This window comes from Streptomyces sp. NBC_01224, from assembly GCF_036002945.1.
GTDB lineage: Bacteria > Actinomycetota > Actinomycetes > Streptomycetales > Streptomycetaceae > Streptomyces.
This window is the reverse complement of record NZ_CP108529.1, coordinates 3079521-3100851: the sequence shown is the minus strand read 5'-3', so window position 1 is coordinate 3100851 and position 21331 is coordinate 3079521. Positions and strand designations below refer to the sequence as shown.

Below are 21331 nucleotides of genomic sequence, written 5' to 3'. Positions count from 1 at the left end.
CGGATCAAGCGGGGGCGAGCATTCACCCGTCCGTCAGAGGCTCAAGGGGCCACCCCGTCCTACGAGGTGGCCCCCGGTGCCGCTGAGCTGCCGGGCAGCGGTCAGGAGCCGCTGCGGGCGAGTGCGGCCGCGAAGCCGTTCTGCCACAGGTAGTTCACCCGGCTGCGCTCGTTCGTGTTGGGGTAGGGATTCGTGCAGGACGTGCCGGGGCCGCCGCCCGACATCAGCTCGCTGCACGGACCGGAGTAGTGATCCGGCAGGCCGAGCACATGACCGGTCTCGTGCGCGGTGACGCGGGTCGAGTTGTACTGCTGGTTCTGCGCGTAGTCGAGGAAGATGTAGCCGTTGCCGTGCCCGTCGGTGCTGGCGTACGAGCCGCTCGGGTCGTTGCCCTCGTAGTAGGCGAAGTCGGCGTTCGAGCCTTCCTGGAGCCGGACGTTGGAGACCGAGCTGTTCCAGATCTGCGCGCTGTTGGCTATCTGGGTGCGGAAGCTCGGCGCGTTGGCGGTGCTGTAGACGATGGTGACCGCCTGGGCGCCGGGGTTCGCCGCCCGCTTCTTGGCGACGGACTTGGCGACCGCCTCGAAGAACGCCTTGTTCGCGGCGGCGCTCTCGTGCGACCCGGAGTCGGAGGTGTAGCCCGCGTGGGCCTGTGAGGTGGCGGCGGGGGGTGCGGCGGGGCCGGGAGAGGAGGCGATGGCGGGTGCCGTGCCCAGCGCGGCCGCGAGGCCGAAGCCGAGGCCGACCACGGCCGACATGACGGTCCTGGGGTGTCTCATGGGGGGTCTCCTACCGATTACCTGTCCGATGAACCCGTCCGGTCATCGGACGCGGACGGGGTGCGGTACGGAGAGAGTGTCGGGGAGCGGAAGCCGCGGCGGATGATGTCAACCGGCGATAGCACCGGCCTATCGCCACCCCCGGTGCCGTTGTCGACGCCTTCGCCAACTCCAGGTGAATTAAAGAACTTTGATGGGATTGGGGCGTCTGGTGCGACAGTGGCCCGCCGTCCTACGCTCGACCGTATGGAGCTTGAGGTGAGACACCTCAGGGCGCTGTGCGCCATCGCCGACACGGGCAGCCTGCACCGAGCGGCCCGCAGGCTGGGCGTGAGCCAGCCCTCCCTGACCACCCAGCTGCGGCGGATCGAGAACACTCTGGGCGCCGAGCTGTTCAGCCGCGAACGGACCGGTTGCCGGCCGACGTTGCTCGGCCGCGCCGTCCTCAGCCGGGCTCGCCCTCTGGTCGACGGAATGACCGCCCTGGTCAGCGAGGCGAAGGCGGAGGCCGACGCGGTCCGCGCCTCGGGCCCGCGGCTGCGCATCGGCTGCACCGCGAGCCGGGTCATCGGCGGCTGGCTGCGCAGGCTGCGGCTCCGGCTGCCCGGCACGGACATCTCGCTGCGGGTCGACGTATCGGCCAGTGCCCTGCTGCATACGGTCGATGCGGGCGGGCTCGATGTCGTCTTCGTGCACGAGGTCGAGGGCTGTCCGCTGGCCATCCCGGAGGGCCTGGAGCAACGCGTACTCCTGGACCGCGAGCCGCAGTTCATCTCCATGGCCCGGGACCATCCGGCCGCCGCCCGGCCCGTGGTCGACCTCGGGGACCTGGCCGCCGACCGGTGGATGGTCGACCCCACGGTGGACGGCGAATGGGACGGGCTGCGCAGGGTGTTCGACGAGGCGGGCCTCGCGCCGACCGTCCTGCACGGCGACTACCTCACCGCCGCGTCCCTCGTCGTGCTCGGCGAGGCGGTCGCACCCTGCCAGCCCACCTCCGGGCCGCGCGACGACATGGCGATCCGTCCGCTGCGCGACGACCCCCTGGCCGTACGGCTGCTGCTGGTGTCCCGGCCGGGTGCCGACATGGCGACGGTGTACGGGGAGCTGGAGGCGGCCTACCGGGAGGCGGCACAGCGGGCGGCCGGGTACCACCAGTGGCTGCTGCGCAACCGCAGCCCGCTCGCCCGCACACAGTGAGGGACCGCTGTCCGATTCCGCTGAGAGCGAGGACCTGTTCCGGTCCGGCCGTCCGGCGGGCAGAGTCGGTCCCATGAGGCTTCTGATGCTGGGCGGTACGGAATTCGTCGGCCGCGCCGTCACCGAGGCGGCGCTCGCGCGCGGCTGGGAGGTCACGGTGTTCCACCGCGGCCGTCACGCACCCCCGCAGGGCGTGACGGAACTCCTCGGTGACCGCACCACCGGCGACGGCCTCGCCGCGCTGGCCGCAGGCGCCGGTCGCCACGGGGGTGGGCCCGAGTGGGACCTGGTCGTCGACACCTGGAGCGGCGCCCCCTCGGCCGTGCGGGACGCGGCCGGTCTGTTGGTCGACCGAGCCGCCCGGTACGCGTACGTTTCCAGCCGCTCCGTGTACGACTACCCGGCCCCGGCCGGTCTGCCCGAGGACGGCCCGCTGGTGGCCGGTGCCTCACCCGACGCCGGTGGGGACGTCTCGTACCCCCTCGCCAAACGCGGCGGTGAACTGGCCGCACTCGACGCCTTCGGGGACCGGGCCCTGCTGGCCCGTGCGGGACTGATCCTGGGCCCCTGGGAGAACGTGGGCAGACTGCCCTGGTGGCTGCTGCGGATCGCCCGAGGCGGGCCCGTACTGGCCCCGGGGACACCGGACCTGATGCTCCAGTACATCGACGCCCGCCACCTCGCCGATTGGCTCCTGGACGCGGGTCGCGGTGGTCTGCACGGGCCGTACAACCTGGTCAGCCGCCCCGGCCACGCCACCATGGGGCAGCTGCTGGACGCCTGTGTACGCGCCACCGGCTCGGACGCGGAGCTCCGCTGGACACCCGCTCGGACCATCCTCGCGGCAGGTGTGGAGCCCTGGAGCGACCTGCCCGTCTGGCTGCCGCCGGGCGAGCCGCACGACTCCATGCACCGGGGCGACGTCAGCAAGGCGTACGCGGCCGGTCTGCGCTGCCGGCCGGTCGACGAGACGGTCGCCGATACCTGGAAGTGGCTGGTCGAACTGGACGGCGAGGCACCGCAACGGCCGGACCGGCCCGCGGTCGGTCTGGATCCGCGGGTGGAGGCCGAGCTGCTGGCGGATACGGCCTGACGCGCGCTCGCGACATGCCCTGATGCGGCCCTGCGTATCGGGGGCATCCGGGTGCATCGGAAACGGACCGCCCCCCGACACTCGGAGACGGAATCACCCACCCCGACCCCTACGGGACGACACCCGCACCGAAGCCCACCCCCCCACCCACTCCCGGCCGCAGAAGTCCGACCACGACCGGCCGGACGACGCCGGCCACGGGGGCTCGCTCCCGAACACGGGTTCCCACGGTGGTGAATGGATTCTCGGTGGCATCGCGGCAGTTCTGCTCGCTGCCGGATCGGCGGCCACGCTGATGGCCCGCAGGGCGCGTCGACGCAGCTAGCTTTGGCCCATGGCCGAACTGCTGCTGCACCTCACCGAAGGCCCCTTGTGGGAGGCGGCCCGCGGGATCGGGACGTACGAGATGTCCACCCGCGGCCGCACCCTGCACGAAGAGGGCTTCATCCACTGCTCGCTGCCGCACCAGCTCGCAGGCGTGGCCGAGATGCTGTACGGCGCCGGGAGCCGGGCCGGGACCGGTGACCAGGATCTGGTGGTCCTCGTCATCGATCCCGCCCGTCTCCCGGCACCCGTACGGTACGAGTCCGTCGCGCCCGGCGGCGAGGAGTTCCCGCACATCTACGGACCCGTCCCGGTGGACGCGGTCGTGGAGGTGCGCCCCTGGCTGCGAAAGGAAGGCGACCCCGCATGAATCCCCCACCCCCCACGGACCCAGGCGCCCCCATCGTCGCCGTCACCGGCGCGAGCGGTGCGGTCGGCGGGCGTGTCGCACAGCGCCTGGTGCGCGCCGGTGTGCCCGTGCGGCTCCTCGGCCGCGACCCGTCCCGGCTGCCGGAGCTGCCAGGCGCCGTCGCCGCGCCGCCCGCCCCCTACGGTGACGGGGAGGCCATGCGCCGCGCCCTCGCCGGGGCGCACACACTGTTCCTCGTCTCGGCGCACGAGAGCCCTGACCGGGTGCGTCAGCACACGACGGCCGTGGACGCGGCGGTCGCCGTGGGCGTCGAACGCATCGTGTACATCTCCTTCCTCGGCGCGGCGCCGGACGCCACGTTCACCTTCGCCCGGGACCACTGGCACACCGAGGCACACCTCCGGGCCGCCGATGTCCGCTACACCTTCCTGCGCGACAGCCTCTACCTCGCCGGGCTCCCGGCGATGACCGGCGCCGACGGGGTGCTGCGCGGTCCGGGCGGCGACGGCCGGGTGTCGGCGGTGGCGCACGAGGACATCGCGGACGCCGCGACCGCCGTGCTGCTGGCCGACACCGAGAGCGACGACACCCGCCACGACGGGCTCACGTACGACCTCACGGGGCCCGAGGCGTTCACCCTCGCCGAAGCTGCCGAGGAAATGGGCCGGGTCACCGGCCGGACCATCACCTATGTACCGGAGACCCGCGAGGAGGCCTATGCCTCACGGGCGCAGTACGGTGCCGAGGACTGGGAGGTGGCCGGCTGGGTGACGTCGTACGAGGCCATCGCCACCGGTGAGATGTCCACGGTCTCGGACGCCGTACCGAACCTCACCGGGCATCCGGCGATGAGCCTGGCCACCTATCTGAGGGAGCATCCGGACAGCTATCGGCATCTGCTGAAAACGGACTGACACTACGGCAGGCGACATCGGAAGAAGAGAGGGGCCGGCAGCCCATGCGTACCGAAACTCCCTGGGGTCCATGGGATCCGGTTTCGCTCGAAGAGGCTGCCCGCCTCTTCGCCCCGTTGCGCGCCCCCTGGTGGATCGCGGGCGGATACGCGGTCGAACTCGCCGTGGGCCACACCTTCCGGGTCCACGGCGACATCGATGTACTCCTGCTCCGCCGTGACCAGCTCACCGCCCAGCAGATCCTGGCGGGCTGGGAGTGGTGGGCCGCCGATCCTCCTGGCACCCTGCGCCCCTGGCTTCCCGGCGAGGTGCTGCCGCGTCACGTCCACGACATCTGGTGTCGCCCCGGGCCCGCCGAGCCCTGGCGCATCCAGCTCATGCTCGACGACGCGGAGGGCACCGACTGGCTGTTCCGACGCGATCCCCGCATCCGGCTCCCGCTCGACCGGCTCGGCCGGGTCTCGAAGGACGGCGTCCCATACCTCTCCCCTGAGGTGCAGCTTCTGTACAAGGCCAAGTCCCCGCGGCCCAAGGACGAACAGGACTTCACGACGGCGCTGCCGACCCTCACCGCGGACCAGCGCGCCTGGCTGGCCGAGACGATCACATTGGCCCAGGGCGCCGGCCACCCGTGGTCGGCACGTCTGCGCGCCCACCCGGTTGGCTGACGCGGCGAAGAGCGCGGGACGAGGACGGCTGACCACCCCTCACCTCACGTACGCGCCCGCCCGCGCCGCCGCGGCCGCGGCCTCGGCGGCGCGGTCCGCCGCCGCCTCGTCGAGCGGGTCGCCGCTGGCCAGCAGCCGATAGTAGAGGGGGGCCGATACGGCGCGGATCACCTCGTCCGCGTCCGTGCCCGCGGGCAGCTCCCCGCGTTCGACGGCCGCGGCGACGCAGCCGGACCACTCCTTGATGCGGATCGCGTAGAAGCGGTGCAGTGCCTCGGCCGTGCGCGGGTCGCAGGTCGCCGCGGCGATCACGGACTTGAAGAGGGCGCCCTGCCGTGGATCGGTGAGGGTGGTGACCACCAGCCGCGCATTGGCCCGGAGGTCCTCGGTCAGGGAACCCGTGTCCGTACGGGGTGAGGACTGCTCGGCCATGTCGTCGAGCAGGTCGGCGATCAGGCCGGTGGGGGTGGACCAGCGTCGGTAGACGGTCGTCTTGCCGACTTCCGCGCGGCGCGCGACATCGGCGAGGTCCAGGCGGTCGAAGCCGTGCTCGGCCAGGGCGTCGCCCGCGGCCCGCAGGACCGATTCACGGACCCGGGCGGTACGGCCACCGGGCCGGACGGTGCCGGGCTCCACACCCTCAGAAGTCATAACGGGTCTCCAGTTCCATTAGTAAAGCTTCCTCTGCTACGGTGACTCTCACATTAACGGAACTATAGTCCCATTAGTACCTCTCCCTGAGGAAGGGCAGCCATGTCCGCACCCAGCCGGGCCCAGTCTCCCGACACCACCGACGCCGCTCCCGCCGTGCCGTCCTCGAAAATCCGCATGACCGGACGGCAGAAGCTGATCCTCGCTCTCCTCCTCGGCGCCCAGTTCATGATCGCCGTGGACTTCTCGATCCTGAACGTCGCACTGCCGGTCGTCGGCGAGGGCCTCGGCTTCTCCCTCTCCCACCTGCAGTGGATCGCCACCGCGTTCGCGCTCGCTGCCGCCGGCTTCACGCTGCTGTTCGGCCGCGTAGCCGATCTCGTGGGCCGCAAACGGCTGTTCCTTGGCGGGATGGTCGTCCTCGGCCTCTCCTCCGCCCTGGGCGGTCTCGCCACCTCGCCCGAAGTTCTGCTCACCGCACGGGTGTTGCAGGGTCTCGCCACGGCGGCGGTCACCCCGGCCGGACTCGCGCTGCTGACCACGGCCTTCAAGGAAGGTCCGCTGCGGGAACGCGCGCTGGGCCTCAATGGCGCGCTGATGTCCGCCGGATTCACCGCCGGTGCCATCCTCGGGGGCCTGCTCACCGATCTGCTTTCCTGGCGCTGGGCCTTCTTCATCAACGTGCCCGTGGCCGCCCTGGTGGTCTCCCTCGCCCCGGCCGTCATCACCGACTCGCGCCCCGCACGACGCCCACGGCTCGATGTCCCCGGGGCCGTGACCGTCACCGGCGGACTGCTTCTGCTCGTCTACGGACTGACCCGGGCCGGTGAGTCCGGCTGGACCACGCCCACCACCCTGGCCGCACTCCTCGCAGGTCTCGCGCTCCTCCTCGGCTTCTGGTCCGTCGAGAAGAGGGCCACCTCGCCCCTGGTCCCCGTACGCATCCTGAAGCGGCGCAGCGTCATCTGGGGCAATACCGCCGGCCTGATCGCCTTCGTCACCGAGACCTCGCTGGTCTTCCTGCTCACCCTCTATCTGCAGGAGGTCCTCGGCTACTCACCGCTCGCCACCGGTCTTGCCTTCGGCGTCCTGGGTATCGGCACCGTGACCGGCGGCGCATTCGGCGGCCGTGCGGTCGGCCGGTACGGCAGCCGTACGACCATCGTCACCGGCGGCGTCATCCAGGCCGTCGCCACGCTCTCCCTGGTGGCGCTCGGGACATCGGGGGCCTGGATCTGGCTTCTGCTGGTGGCCACCTTCATCGGCGGCATCGGCAACATGCTGATGATCGTCGGCTTCATGGTCACCGCTACCTCCGGTCTTCCCGACGAGGAACAGGGCCTGGCCACCGGCCTCGCCACCATGACCCAGCAGGTCGGGATCACCATGGGCATCCCGGTGATGAGCGCTGTCGCCACCGCCCGGATGTCCGCCCTCGGTGACACCGGACCCGAGGGTGTCCTGTCGGGAGTCTCGGTCGCGATCCTGGTCGACTCGGCACTGGTCCTGGCCGGCGCCCTGCTCGCCGGCGCCTTCCTCGGTCCGCGTCGAGCAGGCAGTGGCGCGCGTCGGTGAGCAATGGCTCGCCCGCCGATGACGCGGAGATACCGGACGGATCGACCCCCGTCCGGTATCTCCGCCCTGTCAGCCCCCGGCGTGCGCTTTCCGCAGCGCGGCGATGTCCAGCTTCTTCATGGTCATCATCGCCGCGGTGGTCCGCGCGGCCTTCTCGGCGTCCTGGTCACCGATCAGATCGATGAGCGCCTCGGGGACGACCTGCCAGGAGACGCCGTATCTGTCCTTCAGCCAGCCGCAGGGCCCCTCTTCACCCCCGTCGGTGAGACTGCTCCAGTAGTAGTCGACCTCGTCCTGGTCCGAGCAGTGGATCTGGAACGAGATGGACTCGTTGAAGGTGAACTGCGGCCCGCCGTTCAGGCCTACGAACTTCTGGCCATTGATCTCGAACTCGACCGCCATCGCCGATCCGGCGGGCCCGGGCCCTGCTTCGGTGTAGCGGCCGATCCTGCCGAGGCGGGAGTTCTTGAAGACCGAGAGGTAGTACTCCGCCGCCTCCTCGGCCTGCCCGTCGAACCACAGACATGTGGTGAAGCCCTCGGTGGTCATCGCTGTCTCCTGTCGTGTGCGCATGTCCGTCGTGTGCGCATGTCCACCCATACCGACTGATCCCGTACCGGAAACTCATCGATCGCATATGGGGGCATCGGTGACGCCCCGGCCCACGGCGGACAGCCGCGGAGCGGCGGGGCGTCCGGCCCGGTCCGGGGCCATTTCTTTCCGCCGCACACCAAGAGGGGGATCAGCGCCGTCCGGCTCCACCTGGTTCCCGCGGGTGCGGCGAGAGTGATCGGAACCATTGTCCCGAAGGCCGGGACGGTCGTGTCCAGGTCCATGATGATCTTCCGGCCGTCGCAGCCGGAGGCGGGGTGGCCCGTATGTCCACCGCGCCGTCATCGCGCAGCGCGGTCAGGAGGCCGGCGTCGGTCACTGGGACGACGAGCACCCGATGGTGGTTCGATCGGCACGCCGGGAGAAGGGAAATCCGCCGCCTGCCCGGCATACGCCCACGGGAACCGGCATACCTCTGACCGGTTTCCGGCAGCGAACACATCCGCCCGACGGCAGAAACCCGGCACGGAATCAAGGAAGGGGGCCCGTCTCCTGACGGAGACGGGCCCCCTTGTTCTGCATGTTGGCCCCGTCAGCGACGGGACGCGGCCGACCGGCTGCTCGGTGCCGTCAATTGAACACCTTCACACATAGTTTGAGGTCCTTGCCGAAGGAATCCGAAATGCTCTTTTCGTATGCCGTCGCGGTCACGTCGACATGCAGGCAGACCTCCTTGTGACCCGGGTAGGGCTTGGCGTCGAGGCCTTTCGGCTTGAACGTCGCGGGCCTGCCCGTGTTGAACTGGTAGTACGTCGAGGAGCGCGCGTTGTAACTACTGCTCCGCTTGGCCGTCTTGATGCGTCCGCACTTGCGGGTGGGCGTCACGCCGACCGCCCACGGGACGCTGACCGTCACGGCCGTGGAGGTTTTGCAGCCCTGGTCATAGAGCAACTGGGAGAGCTTTGCGCCGGTCAGTTTCCGGGACACTCCCTGACGGTTGCACTTGGAGCGGACAATCATTTCCATCTGAGGGTTCTTCACGCGGACCCGGTCGATCCACATGTCCTTGCGGCCCGACATCTTGCGCCACCAACGGTATTCAAGGGTGCCGCTGACATTGACCGTGACGCACTTGTCGAGTGGCTGGGAGAACGTGGAGAACCCGTTCCCGTACGGCCCGCTCGACCAGTGCAACGTCACCGCCTGCGCCTGGGTGGTCAGCCCCGAGGCAACCGTCATCGCCAGCGTCATGGGCAGCACCGCCAGCGCGAGAGTGCGCTTCATGGAAATCCCTTTCCCCGTTCCACCGGAATTCCCGTTCGGAAATCCGTGAAGCTCAGGATGCAGTCGGCCTGATGGAACGTCATTAGCATTGCGTGCACTGTTCCTTGGCATTGTGTCCACTCCGGTCCCCGTCCACCTCGGTCCGAGCGATCAGCGCACGGTGGCGGTACTCCCTGGGAGGGAGGCCATAGACGGTGCGGAAGGCGCGGCTGAAGTCGGCGGCGCGGGGGAACCCCCAGCGGGCGGCTACGGCGTGGATGGGGGTGGAACGCAGTGCCGGGTCGGCCAGGTCGCGGCGGACCCGCTCCAGACGCTGGCGGCGGATCCAGGTGGCCACCGTGTCGTCCTCCTCCTCGAAGAGGCGGTGCAGATAGCTGGTGGAGATGTGGTGTGCGGCCGCAATGCCGGGCGGCGTCAACTGCGGATCGTGCAGATGCTCCTGGATGTAGGTCCGGATGCGCAGGGCGAGGACCGGCCGACGGCCTTCCGGCGGCCGGGACTCGTCCGCGGCGAGGGCATGGGCGAAGAGCGCGGACAGCAGGTCGACCGCGACCGTCCCGAGCCGCGGACCGTCGCAGGGCTCGTAGGAGTGCGCGTCTGCCGCAAGCCGGGTGAGGAACTGGGCCAGCAGGGCACCGATTCCCGTCCGGCTGGACATCGGACGGTCTATCAGCCTGTCCACGCCGCATTTCGGCAGCGGCAGCAGTTCCCGGGGAACGAGCAGCCCGGTACTCAGGACGGTGCCCGTGCGGCCTTCGGCCGCCGCACGCATCAGGTAGGGGTGCGAGGTGTCCTGAAGCACCAGATCGCACGGGTGGTACTCGGCCTCGCGGCCGGGCCGGGTCATCCTCATCCTGCCGCAGAGGGGGAGGGAGAGGTGGTACAGCCCCGGGTCCGCCTGTCGGATCAGCTCCGGCGTCCGGTGCACGGTCATCGGCGGGTGCTCCATCGTCCACACGCGCATTGCGCCGAGGCTCAGGATGCGCTGCGAAGCAGGGAAGTCGGTCACGTCGGCGCTGTGGATCTCCGCCGGCCCATGGGTCCGGGACAGATGTTCCCTCCAGCGGTCGAAACGCTCCTTGGGTGGTACGTCTTCCGTCCGCAGCACCGTCTCGACCAGCATGCCCCAGTCGCCCCCTCGCGATCCCGACCTGCGTGCCAGCCCCCCTGGCACGGGCATGCTACAGCGAACGTTCGCAATTGGAACGGCGGTTTTTCTGTGCGGTCCTGGACGAAAGCCCTGAGGAGAGGCGTGACCGACTCGCCGTCCTGCCGTGCCTCCAGGTCGTCTCCGACCGGGGCGACCGCTTCCACTGCAAGAACCTGCTGGCCAGAGCCCGTTTCGGTAGTGTGTCAGCGTGCTGGACGTCTTCTTCGTGGCTTCGTGTGGTCCTCGGCGGTCGGCTGCACCGCGGTGAGTCCTTCGGTGGCCGCATTTGCGGGCGCGTTGAGCGAACTTCTCTGCTCGGTACGTGAGTCTGTTCAAGAACCTGTCGGAGCAGCTCGGCCCCGGCGGTGTGCGCAACGTCTACGACGTCCTCGTACGCCTCATGGCCGCGGCCGTCGAGGACAAGATCATCGCCTCCAGCCCGTGCCGCCGGATCACCCTTCCGCCCATGCCGGAAGAGGAGGTCACGCCGCCCACGGTTGCGCAGGTCGAGGCGATGGCCCGTGTTGATGCCGCCGTACATTCGGGCGGCGATCGTCACCCTCGCCGGATCAGGCTTGCGAATAGGCGAGTTGCTCGGCCTCAGGGTGTCGGACGTCGACTTCGGGGCCGGCGCCATTCGCGTCGGGCGTCAGCGTCTCCGGTCCGGAAAGATCGGCCCGGCGAAGACCACCAAGTCCCGGGGTACCGTCCCGGTTGGCGAGGTCGTCACCGACGCGCTCCTCACGCACCTCGCCACGAGGCCCCTCCAAGGAGTGGCTGTTCACGATGGAGGAGGGCGAGCCCCTCAACTACCGTCGCTGGAAGACTGAATGGAACTGCGCTCGCCGCGCACTCCAGGCAGCAGAAAACGAGGCGGCCGAGCGCGAGGTCGTAAGCCCGTCGAGCTGCCACACATGGTGACCCACGACCCGCGCCACTCCTTCGCCTCCGCCTTCATCGCCGGCGGCGCGAGCATCAAGCAGGTCCAGCTCGTCCTCGGCCACGCTTCCGCGGTCATCACGCTGCGGATCTACGCGCACCTGTGGCCGGGCGAAGAAGACCGCACCCGGGCCGTCATGGACGCCGTGCTCGGCGGACTGCGGACCGGGTGCGGTCAAGGCAGGCGACCTCGACCCGCGAAACCGCAGGTCAGATGGCCTGGCCAGAGATCAGGCCTTCTTGGTCTCCCAGAAGATCTTGTCGATCTGGGCGATGTAGTCCAGCGCCTTCTGGCCCGTCGCCGGGTCCGTGGAGGCCTTCGCGGCCGACAGCGCCTTCAGGGCGTCGTTGACCAGCTGGTGCAGCTCCGGGTACTTCTCGAAGTGCGGGGGCTTGAAGTAGTCGCTCCACAGCACCGAGACGTGGTGCTTCGCGAGCTCGGCGCGCTGCTCCTTGATGACCACCGCGCGGGCCCGGAAGTGCGGGTCCTCGTTGGCCTGGTACTTCTCCTGGACGGCCTTGACGGACTCCGCCTCGATGCGGGCCTGGGCCGGGTCGTACACGCCGCAGGGCAGGTCGCAGTGGGCGCTGACCTTCACCTTGGGGGCAAACAGGCGGGAAAGCATTGAGCTGTCCTTCCTCGTGATCGTCTTCTCAGGTGGGACATTACTCCGTGAGAGACGGGATTCAGTGGGTGCCCCCATGGGCTTAGGCCAAAAGTCCAGGGTGAGGATGGGCCCAGTGGCCGAATGTACGGAACGCTGTACGGGACGGTGTACTGGACGGACCGGGGAGGTGCCGGAGAGATGCGGGAGGTGCCGGAGTTGCCTGAGCTGACGCAGGAGCAGCCAGGGCGAGGGCTGGCTGCGCGCGTGCCGTTCCAGGTGGTGGAGGTGACGGGGCCGTCGATGGTGCCCACGCTCCATCACGGGGACTGGCTGCTCGTGCAGTACGGGGCGACGGTGCGCCCCGGGGACGTGGTGATCCTGCGCCATCCGTTCCAGCAGGATCTGCTGATCGTCAAGCGGGCCGCCGAGCGCCGCCGGGGCGGCTGGTGGGTGCTGGCCGACAACACCTTCGCGGGCGGTGACAGCACGGATTACGGGACGGTGCCCGAGGAGCTCGTGCTGGCCAGGGTCCGGGCGCGCTACCGGCCACTGAAGAAGGATCAGCGGTCGCTGTGGGGTGTGGTGACCTGGGCGGTCTCCGCGCTGCGGCCGGTGTCGGCGGCCCGTTCCGTCTCCAGGCGCTTGCGGGCCCGGTAGGCGGCGACGTTGGCGCGGGTCGCGCAGCGGTCCGAGCAGTAGCGGCGGGAGCGGTTGGTCGAGGTGTCGAGGTAGGCGTTGCGGCACGGCGCCGCCTCGCACAGGCCGAGCCGGTCCGCACCGTACGAGGTGAGATGGAAGGCGAGGCCCATCGCCGCGATGGCGGCGTACCCGGCCGTCGCGTTCGACGGGTGGTCGGCCAGGTGCATGTGCCAGTCCGGCTTGCCGTCCTCGTCGCGGAGATCGTGTCCGGAGATCTGCGGGCTGACCGGGAACTCCAGCAGCAGTGAGTTGAGCAGGTCGACGGCGAGTGTCTCGTCACCGCCGTCGGCCGCTTCGAAGACCGCGCGCAGCCGTGCCCGTACGGACCGGAAGCGGGTCACATCCGCATCGGTCGCCCGCCGGGCCGCCTGTCCGTTGGCGCCGAACAGCTCGCGGACCGCCTCGACGGAGGTGAGGGAGTCCTTGTTGCGGGCCGGCTCCTCGGTGTTGACCAGACGCACGGCATAGTCCGAGTAATAGGCCAGTTCCACTTGTAGTCCTTACGGCGTCGGTCTAAAGTCGGTGCAGCGAACGATGTAATGGGCTTTTGCTGTTCCAGGGTATTACATGGGAGGTTCCTCGTGGCGGAGACAACGACAGGTACTGACTGGGCGGCCTGGCAGGCGAGCTGGGACCGGCAGCAGGAGTGGTACATGCCCGACCGCGAGGAACGGTTCCGGGTGATGCTGGACATGGTCGAGGCCATTGTGGGGCCCCGGCCGAGAGTGCTCGACCTCGCATGCGGTACGGGAAGTATTACGGACCGGCTGCTCAAGCGGTTCCCCGAGGCCACCAGCACGGGCGTCGACCTCGACCCGGCGCTCCTCGCCATCGCCCGCGGCCACTTCGACGGCGACGAGCGCGTCAGCTTCGTCACCGCCGACCTCAAGGACCCGGACTGGGCAGGGGAGTTGCCGTACGACTCGTACGACGCCGTCCTCACCGCCACCGCCCTGCACTGGCTGCACACCGAACCGCTCACCGCGCTCTACCGGCGGATCGGCGGGCTCGTCAGGGACGGCGGGGTGTTCATGAACGCCGACCACATGATCGACACCGGGACCCCCCGTATCAACGCGGCCGAACGCGCCCATCGCCACGCGACCATGGACCGTGCCAAGGCCGAGGGTGCTCTGGACTGGGCGGACTGGTGGGACCTCGCCGCCAAGGACCCGGTCCTTGCCGGGCCGACCGCGGAGCGGTACGAGATCTACGGCGAGCACGCGGACGGCGACATGCCGTCCGTGCGGTGGCACTCCGACACCCTGCGCGAGGCGGGGTTCGGTGAGGCGCGGGCCGTCTGGGCATCCCCGTCGGACAGTCTGGTGCTGGCCGTGAAGTAGCGGCAGCATGCGCAGGAAGGGGCGGTACGGGCAGCGGCCCGTACCGCCTCTTTTATTTTCCTGTCCTCTGCTGCAACCCGCTGTGCGTCCCGCCGCACTGGAAGGGTGAGACGGTCCGCACCCGCGGGCCCGGAGAGGGGCGCTGACGATGCGGATCGATGACGATGCCGCGCTGCACGCCTTCGTCGAGGGCAGACGTACCGCGCTGTTCCGCAGCGCGTACCTGCTGTGCGGCGACCGGCACGAGGCCGAGGACCTGGTCCAGGCGACGCTGGTCAAAGTGGTGCTCGGCGGACGGAGGCACGGGCGGCTCGACAACATCGAGGCGTACGCACGCAAGACCCTGGTCAACACCTACATCGCGGCCCGCCGCCGGTTCTGGCGGCGCGAACAGTCGTACGGCGAACTGCCCGACCGTGAGGGCCATGCGCCCGACACGGACACCGGCCTCGCGGTGCGGGCGGCCCTCGCCCGGCTCACGGCCAAGCAGCGAGCCGTACTGGTGCTGCGCTACTGGGAGGACCTGAGCGTCGAGGCCACGGCCGAACTGCTCGGGATGCGGGAGAACACGGTCAAGAGCCACGCGGCTCGGGGGTTGGCGGCGCTGCGCGCCGAGATGGCAGAGGAATTCGTATGAACGACGTGCATGAGCTGTTGGGGCGGGTTGCCGCGGACGCGGGACAGCCGGTCATCTCCACCCAGGCGGTGTACGCCGGAGCCGCCCGGGTGCGACTGCGGCGCCGGGTCACCGTATCGGCGGCCGCACTCGCCGTGGTTGCCGCCGGAGTGGTCGCGGTACCGGGTCTCGCCTCGGGGACGAAACCGAAGGAGTCGTCGGTCGCCGCCCCGGCCGGGCTCGCGGAAAACACCGACAGGGCCAAGCAGTTGGTCAATCTGCTGCCCAAGGACGTGGGGAGCGTCGAACAGGTCTCGCTGGCGGTCATCATCAAGAACGCCACCCCCGAGCAGGCCAAGGAAAACCCGGTGGGGCCGCTGGATGGGCAGTACGCCGTCCGCAGGGACGGCGGCGTCGGCTATCTCACCGTCAGCATGATGGCCGCGGAGTCCGTCGCGAAGAAGTTCGGCGGACTCGACCCGGCCGCGGATCTGTGCAAGCCGAACCGTGGGGAGCATCGTCCGGCGGACTGCGTACGCGAGGAGCTCCCGGACGGGCGGGTGCTGACCACCTGGAGCGACCCGATGAAGTACGGGGGCACACCCCTGTGGGGGCCCGAGCTCGTCGGCCGGCTCACCCTGAAGGACGGCGGACTGCTGGCCGTCCGCAGCAGCACCGGTCTCAAGAGCGCGCAGGCGCAGGGCCCGCTCCTCAAGACCCCGCCGCTCACCCGCGTCCAGATGCGGACCCTGATGCTCAGCCCGGAACTGATGCCGAAGAAGTAGAGAACAGAAAGCAGAGGGCAGGGGCAGGGGCACGGAGAAGAGGGCGGTGCGGACCCGGATCGGTCCGTACCGCCCTCCTTCTGCGTTGTTAGAGCACCTTCGACAGGAACGACTTCGTCCGGTCGTGCTGCGGGTTGGTCAGTACGTCGCGCGGGTGGCCCGACTCGACCACCACGCCGTCGTCCATGAAGACCAGCGCATCGCCGACCTCACGGGCGAAGCCCATCTCATGGGTCACGACGATCATCGTCATGCCGTCCTCCGCGAGATCGCGCATGACGTCCAGGACATCGCCCACCAGCTCCGGGTCGAGCGCCGACGTCGGCTCGTCGAAGAGCATCAGCTTCGGCTCCATGGCCAGGGCGCGGGCGATGGCCACCCGCTGCTGCTGGCCGCCGGAGAGCTGGGAGGGGTAGTTCTTGGCCTTGTCGGCCAGGCCCACCCGGTCCAGCAGCCGCTCCGCCCGGGCCCTGGCCACTGCTTTCGCCTCGCCCTTGACCTGGACCGGGGCCTCCATGACGTTCTCGATCGCCGTCATATGAGGGAAGAGGTTGAAGCGCTGGAAGACCATGCCGATGTCCCGGCGCTTCAGAGCGACTTCGCTGTCCTTGAGTTCGTAGAGCTTGTCGCCCTTCTGGCGGTAGCCCACCAGCTCGCCGTCGACGTACAGTCGGCCGGCGTTGATCTGTTCCAGGTGGTTGATGCACCGCAGGAAGGTCGACTTGCCGGAACCGGACGGGCCGATCAGACAGAAGACCTCGCGCGGGGCGACCTCCAGGTCGATGCCCTTGAGGATGTGCGCGGCACCGAAGGACTTGTGGACGTCCTGGGCCTTCACCATCGGGTGCGTGGTCATCGGGCCACCTCCGAACGACGGAACAGGTTCAGGTTGGCTCGCAGGCGCTGCAGCGGAGTGGGCGGCAGGGCTCGCAGCGACCCTCGGGCGTAGCGGCGCTCCAGGTAGTACTGGCCGACGCTGAACACACTCGTCAGGGCCAGGTACCAGATCGAGGCGACGAACAGCATCTCCATCACCGCGAACGAGGTGGCCGCGATGTCCTGGGCGCTGCGCAGCAGATCCTGGTACTGGACGGCGACGACCAGCGACGACGTCTTGAGCATGTTGATGAACTCGTTGCCCGTCGGCGGGATGATCACCCGCATCGACTGCGGCAGCACCACACGCCGCATGGTCTTCGCCTGGGTCATGCCCAGCGCGTGGGATGCCTCGGTCTGGCCCTCGTCCACCGACTGGATGCCGGCCCGGACGATCTCCGCCATGTACGCGCCCTCATTGAGGCCGAGGCCCAGCAGGGCGGCCAGGAACGGAGTCATGACATCGGTCATCTCGTCCCGGTAGAACCCGATGTCGAGGATCGGGAAGATCAGGGCGAGGTTGAACCATATGAGCAGCTGCACATAGACCGGAGTGCCCCGGAAGAACCAGATGTACAGCCAGGCGATCGCGCTGGTCACCGGGTTCTTGGACAAGCGCATCACGGCGAACAGCACGCCGAGCACCAGGCCCAGGGCCATGGAGGCCACGCTGATGTAGACCGTGTTCCGGAGGCCGGTCAAAATGCTGGCGTCGAAGAGCTTGTCCGGCACGGTCGCCCAGCGCACGTCGCCCTGCGAGAAGGCGTACGCAAGCCCGACGAGCAACGCGAGCACGACTACGGCGCTGACCCAGCGCCCGTAGTGGCGTACCGGGATGGCCTTGATGGCCTGGGGCGGGACCCTGTCCGGCGCGGGTATCACCCCGGACGGAATCTTCTTGATCTTGTTGTTCACAACGACTGCCCTTCAGCGGTGCGCGGGTCAGGAGCCGCCGTTGACGACTGCTTTGGTGACCGCACCGTCACCGGCGCCCCACTTGTCGAGAGCGGCCTTGTAGGTGCCGTCGGTAATGATCGCGTCCACGGCGGCCCGGAGCGCGTCACGCAGCTGCGTGTTCTTCTTGTCGACCGCGATACCGAACGGGCCGGCGTCCCCCTTGTTGGCGATGGCCTCGAAGTCGTTGCCGCCGCCCGCCGACTTGGCGATGTACGCGGCGACCGGGGAGTCGTTCAGGTCGGCGACGGCGCCGCCCGACTTGACCCGGGTCTGGGCCTCGGCGTCGGTCGAGAACGCCTCGATGGAGATCTTCGCCCTGCCGTCCGTCGCGCACTTGGCCGACAGGTTCTTGGCGGCGGTCTCGTACGTCGTACCGCGCTGGACGGCGAGCTTCTTGCCGCACAGGTCGTCGACGGACTTGATGCCTTCCGGGTTGCCCTTCTTCACCAGGATGCCGGTGCTGGCGGTGAAGTAGTCGACGAAGTCGACACCCGTACCGGTCTTCTTGCCCTTGCTGTCCAGACCTTCCTGGCGGGCCTTGGTGTCGCTCATGGAGGACATGACCATGTCGTAGCGGCCGGTGGGCAGTGCACCGAGCAGGGTGTCGAAGGTGCCGGAGGTGAACTCGAACCTCACACCGAGCTGCTTGCCCAGGGCCGCGGCGATGTCGGGGTCGACACCGACGATCTTCTCGCCCTGCTTGATCTCCATCGGGGCGTATGTGGCGTCAGTGCCGACCTTGATGACGCCGGCCTTCTGGATGTCCGCCGGCAGCTTGGCGAAGAGCGGTGCGCTGTTCTCGCTGCCGCCCTCCTTCTTCGGGGTGTCCGAGTTCGTCTGGTCGCCGCAGGCGGTCAGCAGCATGGTGCCGGCGACCGCGATGGCGCCGACGGCTGCAATCCGGGACTTCGCGGCCGTACGACGTGTGGTGCTTGCGGTCATGATCGGGTTCCTCCGGCAGATGAGGGTGGTGCAGGCGGTATGACACGCGATGTCGGATGTCGCCGCCCTGTGCGATTACGGCATCTTGCCATTCGGATTTGCCCAAACAGGGGGCCAGTCATGTCAAAATCGGGTAACGGGCGATCCCCGAACCTCAAGGGGCCGGTACATCAAGGCCGGACCATCTATGGGGTTTTCTTCTCCATGCCGGAGGATTTTCGGTGCGTCTCGACTGGTGAGCGTCATTTCGCCAATTGGCTGACTTGTCCAGATATTCGACTATGAGTCACATCACCGCGTCGGTATGGACTCGTCCGTGACGTGGTCCGTCCGGTAAGAAAGACCTTTACACCCCTCATCCGGGGCTCAGGGCGCGTGTGCGGCGCGCCCGCGCGTATGTATCTCCCCCTGCCGGGGCGGGCCAACCGCCGGGCGCAGGGAACGTACGCGGTGCCCGCCCACCCCTCCTCAATCAGGAGTGGCCACCCTCAAACGTTGAAGACTTAAGGGGTCAACACCATGGCAGCGGAGATCGTCAATCCTCGCAGCGACAGCACCACCGACAGTGCCACCGAAGAGCCGTTCGATCCGGCCTTCGCGCTCCACCGCGGCGGCAAGATGGCCGTGCAGGCCACCGTTCCCGTCCGTGACAAGGACGACCTGTCCCTCGCGTACACGCCCGGCGTCGCCAAAGTGTGCAGCGCCATCGCCGAGAATCCCGAGCTGGTCCACGACTACACCTGGAAATCGCAGGTCGTCGCCGTCGTGACGGACGGCACCGCGGTGCTCGGCCTCGGCGACATCGGCCCCGAGGCGTCCCTCCCCGTGATGGAGGGCAAGGCGATCCTGTTCAAGCAGTTCGGCGGCGTCGACGCGGTCCCGATCGCGCTCGCGACCACCGACGCGGACGAGATCGTCGAGACGGTCGTCCGGCTCGCGCCGTCCTTCGGCGGCGTGAACCTGGAGGACATCTCGGCGCCGCGCTGCTTCGAGATCGAGCGCAAGCTGCAGGAGCGGCTCGACATCCCGGTCTTCCATGACGACCAGCACGGCACCGCCGTCGTGACGCTCGCGGCCCTGCGCAACGCCGCGAAGCTGTCCGGCCGGAGCCTCGGCGAGCTGCGCGGTGTCATCTCCGGCGCCGGTGCGGCCGGGGTTGCCATCGCCAAGTTCCTGCTGGAGGCGGGGCTCGGCGATGTCGCCGTGGCCGACCGCAAGGGCATTGTCAGCCGGGACCGCGAGGACCTGACGGACGTCAAGCGCGAGCTGGCCGAGCTCACGAACCGGGCCGGGATCTCCGGCCCGCTGGAGAGCGCGCTGGCCGGCGCGGACGTCTTCATCGGGGTTTCCGGCGGTACGGTGCCCGAGGCGGCCGTCGCCTCGATGGCACCGGGTGCGTTCGTCTTCGCCATGGCGAATCCGAACCCCGAGGTCCACCCCGACATCGCGCACAAGTACGCGGCCGTCGTGGCGACCGGGCGTTCCGACTACCCGAACCAGATCAACAACGTGCTGGCCTTCCCCGGCATCTTCGCTGGTGCCCTTCAGGTCCGGGCCTCCCGGATCACCGAGGGCATGAAGATCGCCGCGGCGAATGCGCTGGCTGATGTCGTGGGCGACGAGCTCGCGGCGGACTACGTGATTCCGTCGCCGTTCGACGAGCGGGTGGCTCCGGCGGTCACGGCCGCTGTGGCCGCGGCGGCGCGGGCGGAGGGCGTGGCTCGGCGCTGAGGTTTGGGGCGGGGCGGGGTACGGGTTCCCGGGTGCGGGGTGCGCCTGCGGCGGGCTTGTCCCCACCCCGCCTCTTCCTGTAACCGGGGGCTCCGCCCCCGGACCCCCGCCCCCTCACACCTGGGCGGGGCTGATTCTGCCCCGCCCCCTGCGCGGTGCGCGTCACACCCGTGGCTGGTTACGTCGGCCCGCGCCCCGGCCTATCGTCAAGGCCATGTTCGCCGCCTACGCATCCCGCATCGACCGCGACCACCCCCTCAACGGCCTTGAGCTGGGCGAACGCCCCGCCCCTGAGGCGCGTCCGGGCTGGACGACCGTCAGCGTCCGGGCCGCTTCCCTCAACCATCACGATCTCTGGTCCCTGCGCGGCGTCGGTCTCGCCGAGGACAAGCTGCCGATGATTCTCGGCTGCGACGCCGCAGGGATCGACGAGGACGGCAACGAGGTCGTCCTGCACTCCGTCATCGGGCAGACCGGGCACGGCGTCGGCCCGAAGGAACCCCGTTCCATCCTCACCGAGCGCTATCAGGGCACCTTCGCGGAGCAGGTCACCGTCCCCAGCTGGAATGTGCTGCCCAAGCCGAAGGAGCTCACCTTCGAGCAGGCCGCCTGTCTGCCGACCGCCTGGCTCACCGCGTACCGGATGCTCTTCACCAACGCCGGGGTACGCCCCGGCGATTCGGTCCTCGTCCAGGGCGCGGGGGGCGGCGTCGCCACCGCCGCGATCGTGCTCGGCCGGGCGGCCGGGCTGCGGATCTACGCCACCAGTCGCGACGAGGCCAAGCGCAAGCGCGCCGTCGAACTCGGTGCGATCGAGGCGTACGAACCGGGCGCGCGGCTGCCGCAGCGCGTCGACGCGGTCATCGAAACGGTCGGCGCCGCCACCTGGTCCCACTCGGTGAAGTCGCTGCGCCCCGGCGGCACGCTCGTCATCTCCGGCGCGACCAGCGGCGACCGGCCCTCGCACGCCGAGCTGACCCGGATCTTCTTCCTGGAGCTGAAGGTCGTCGGCTCGACCATGGGTTCCAAGGACGAGCTGGAGGATCTGCTGGCGTTCTGCGCGACGACCGGCGTGCGGCCCGTCATCGACGAGGTGCTGCCGCTGGACCGGGCCCGCGAGGGATTCGAACGGCTGGCCGCGGGCGACCAGTTCGGCAAGATTGTGCTCACCTGCTCTTGAGGTGTTCGGGGTGAGCTGTTCTCAGCTGCGCCATGCGAATGCGGACGCCGAGGGGTCTCCGCAACACCCATGTCAACCACGGTTGACATGGGTGT

Annotated in this window: 22 protein-coding genes and 1 pseudogene; 13 read left to right on the top strand and 10 right to left on the bottom strand. The window is 69.2% G+C overall.

Going from position 1 to position 21331, the window contains the following annotated elements:
• Window positions 1-101: 101 nt before the first annotated feature.
• On the bottom strand, window positions 102-779 hold the full coding sequence (gene snpA / locus OG609_RS13240) for a snapalysin (RefSeq protein WP_327272990.1): 678 nt from the start codon (window positions 777-779) through the stop codon (window positions 102-104).
• A 246-nt stretch (window positions 780-1025) separates the two neighbouring features.
• On the opposite strand from snpA, the gene OG609_RS13235 reads away from it, so the two are divergent.
• The 5 genes from OG609_RS13235 to OG609_RS13215 all read left to right on the top strand — a co-directional run bounded on the left by OG609_RS13235 (window position 1026) and on the right by OG609_RS13215 (window position 5348).
• Window positions 1026-1979, top strand: a complete 954-nt coding sequence (locus OG609_RS13235; RefSeq protein ID WP_327272989.1) for a LysR family transcriptional regulator — start codon at window positions 1026-1028, stop codon at window positions 1977-1979.
• 85 nt (window positions 1980-2064) lie between these two features.
• Entirely contained in the window at window positions 2065-3072 is a 1008-nt protein-coding gene (locus OG609_RS13230; RefSeq protein WP_327278034.1) for a reductase, read from the top strand.
• 334 nt (window positions 3073-3406) lie between these two features.
• Entirely contained in the window at window positions 3407-3766 is a 360-nt protein-coding gene (locus tag OG609_RS13225) for a DUF952 domain-containing protein (protein WP_327272988.1), read from the top strand.
• Window positions 3763-4680, top strand: a complete 918-nt coding sequence (locus tag OG609_RS13220; protein ID WP_327272987.1) for an NAD(P)H-binding protein — start codon at window positions 3763-3765, stop codon at window positions 4678-4680. Before OG609_RS13225 ends, OG609_RS13220 begins: the two co-directional genes overlap by 4 nt.
• Window positions 4681-4724: 44 nt before the next feature.
• Window positions 4725-5348 carry a nucleotidyltransferase domain-containing protein gene (locus OG609_RS13215; protein ID WP_327272986.1) on the top strand — a complete coding sequence of 208 codons (624 nt, stop codon included), beginning with the start codon at window positions 4725-4727 and terminating at the stop codon, window positions 5346-5348.
• 39 nt (window positions 5349-5387) lie between these two features.
• Here OG609_RS13215 and OG609_RS13210 read toward each other — a convergent pair whose 3' ends face one another.
• The gene (locus OG609_RS13210) at window positions 5388-5999 is read right to left on the bottom strand and encodes a TetR/AcrR family transcriptional regulator (RefSeq protein ID WP_327272985.1); all 612 of its coding nucleotides are present in this window, start codon (window positions 5997-5999) and stop codon (window positions 5388-5390) included.
• A 102-nt stretch (window positions 6000-6101) separates the two neighbouring features.
• On the opposite strand from OG609_RS13210, the gene OG609_RS13205 reads away from it, so the two are divergent.
• Window positions 6102-7574: an MFS transporter gene (locus OG609_RS13205; RefSeq protein ID WP_327272984.1), complete on the top strand. Its 1473-nt coding sequence runs from the start codon at window positions 6102-6104 to the stop codon at window positions 7572-7574.
• Window positions 7575-7643: 69 nt separating this feature from the next.
• Here OG609_RS13205 and OG609_RS13200 read toward each other — a convergent pair whose 3' ends face one another.
• The 3 genes from OG609_RS13200 to OG609_RS13190 form a co-directional block, all read right to left on the bottom strand.
• Window positions 7644-8123, bottom strand: a complete 480-nt coding sequence (locus OG609_RS13200; protein WP_327272983.1) for a VOC family protein — start codon at window positions 8121-8123, stop codon at window positions 7644-7646.
• Between the two features lie 633 nt (window positions 8124-8756).
• Complete coding sequence (locus OG609_RS13195) at window positions 8757-9410, bottom strand: hypothetical protein (protein ID WP_327272982.1); 654 nt, start codon at window positions 9408-9410, stop codon at window positions 8757-8759.
• Between the two features lie 82 nt (window positions 9411-9492).
• Window positions 9493-10533 carry a helix-turn-helix domain-containing protein gene (locus OG609_RS13190; protein ID WP_327272981.1) on the bottom strand — a complete coding sequence of 347 codons (1041 nt, stop codon included), beginning with the start codon at window positions 10531-10533 and terminating at the stop codon, window positions 9493-9495.
• Window positions 10534-10888: 355 nt separating this feature from the next.
• Here OG609_RS13190 and OG609_RS13185 point away from each other — a divergent pair.
• A pseudogene (locus OG609_RS13185) lies at window positions 10889-11719 on the top strand (tyrosine-type recombinase/integrase); the annotation flags it as partial.
• A 10-nt stretch (window positions 11720-11729) separates the two neighbouring features.
• Here OG609_RS13185 and sodN read toward each other — a convergent pair.
• Window positions 11730-12125: a superoxide dismutase, Ni gene (sodN, locus tag OG609_RS13180; protein WP_093899557.1), complete on the bottom strand. Its 396-nt coding sequence runs from the start codon at window positions 12123-12125 to the stop codon at window positions 11730-11732.
• 180 nt (window positions 12126-12305) lie between these two features.
• Here sodN and sodX point away from each other — a divergent pair, with 180 nt between their 5' ends.
• The gene (sodX, locus tag OG609_RS13175; RefSeq protein ID WP_327278033.1) at window positions 12306-12764 is read left to right on the top strand and encodes a nickel-type superoxide dismutase maturation protease; all 459 of its coding nucleotides are present in this window, start codon (window positions 12306-12308) and stop codon (window positions 12762-12764) included.
• On the opposite strand, the gene OG609_RS13170 is transcribed toward sodX, so the two are convergent.
• On the bottom strand, window positions 12668-13297 hold the full coding sequence (locus tag OG609_RS13170) for a CGNR zinc finger domain-containing protein (protein ID WP_327272980.1): 630 nt from the start codon (window positions 13295-13297) through the stop codon (window positions 12668-12670). The two genes, sodX and OG609_RS13170, sit on opposite strands and share 97 nt — an antisense overlap.
• Window positions 13298-13387: 90 nt before the next feature.
• Between OG609_RS13170 and OG609_RS13165 the strand changes: the two genes are divergently transcribed.
• The 3 genes from OG609_RS13165 (at window position 13388) to OG609_RS13155 (ending at window position 15550) form a co-directional block, all read left to right on the top strand.
• Window positions 13388-14149 carry a class I SAM-dependent methyltransferase gene (locus tag OG609_RS13165; protein WP_327272979.1) on the top strand — a complete coding sequence of 254 codons (762 nt, stop codon included), beginning with the start codon at window positions 13388-13390 and terminating at the stop codon, window positions 14147-14149.
• Window positions 14150-14297: 148 nt separating this feature from the next.
• Window positions 14298-14786 carry a SigE family RNA polymerase sigma factor gene (locus OG609_RS13160; RefSeq protein ID WP_327272978.1) on the top strand — a complete coding sequence of 163 codons (489 nt, stop codon included), beginning with the start codon at window positions 14298-14300 and terminating at the stop codon, window positions 14784-14786.
• Window positions 14783-15550, top strand: coding sequence for a hypothetical protein (locus OG609_RS13155; RefSeq protein WP_327272977.1), 768 nt, complete (start codon window positions 14783-14785; stop codon window positions 15548-15550). Before OG609_RS13160 ends, OG609_RS13155 begins: the two co-directional genes overlap by 4 nt.
• Window positions 15551-15638: 88 nt before the next feature.
• Here OG609_RS13155 and OG609_RS13150 read toward each other — a convergent pair whose 3' ends face one another.
• Genes OG609_RS13150 through OG609_RS13140 form a run of 3 tightly spaced genes read right to left on the bottom strand, consistent with a single transcriptional unit; the run spans window position 15639 to window position 18325 of the window.
• Complete coding sequence (locus OG609_RS13150) at window positions 15639-16406, bottom strand: amino acid ABC transporter ATP-binding protein (RefSeq protein ID WP_327272976.1); 768 nt, start codon at window positions 16404-16406, stop codon at window positions 15639-15641.
• Entirely contained in the window at window positions 16403-17341 is a 939-nt protein-coding gene (locus tag OG609_RS13145) for an amino acid ABC transporter permease (protein ID WP_327272975.1), read from the bottom strand. Before OG609_RS13145 ends, OG609_RS13150 begins: the two co-directional genes overlap by 4 nt.
• A 27-nt stretch (window positions 17342-17368) precedes the next feature.
• On the bottom strand, window positions 17369-18325 hold the full coding sequence (locus OG609_RS13140) for an ABC transporter substrate-binding protein (protein WP_327272974.1): 957 nt from the start codon (window positions 18323-18325) through the stop codon (window positions 17369-17371).
• Between the two features lie 519 nt (window positions 18326-18844).
• Here OG609_RS13140 and OG609_RS13135 point away from each other — a divergent pair.
• Entirely contained in the window at window positions 18845-20056 is a 1212-nt protein-coding gene (locus OG609_RS13135; RefSeq protein WP_327272973.1) for an NAD(P)-dependent malic enzyme, read from the top strand.
• A gap of 214 nt (window positions 20057-20270) precedes the next feature.
• A complete protein-coding gene (locus OG609_RS13130) occupies window positions 20271-21236 on the top strand; it encodes a zinc-binding dehydrogenase (protein ID WP_189273450.1) in 966 nt (321 codons plus the stop codon).
• Window positions 21237-21331 lie beyond the last annotated feature (95 nt).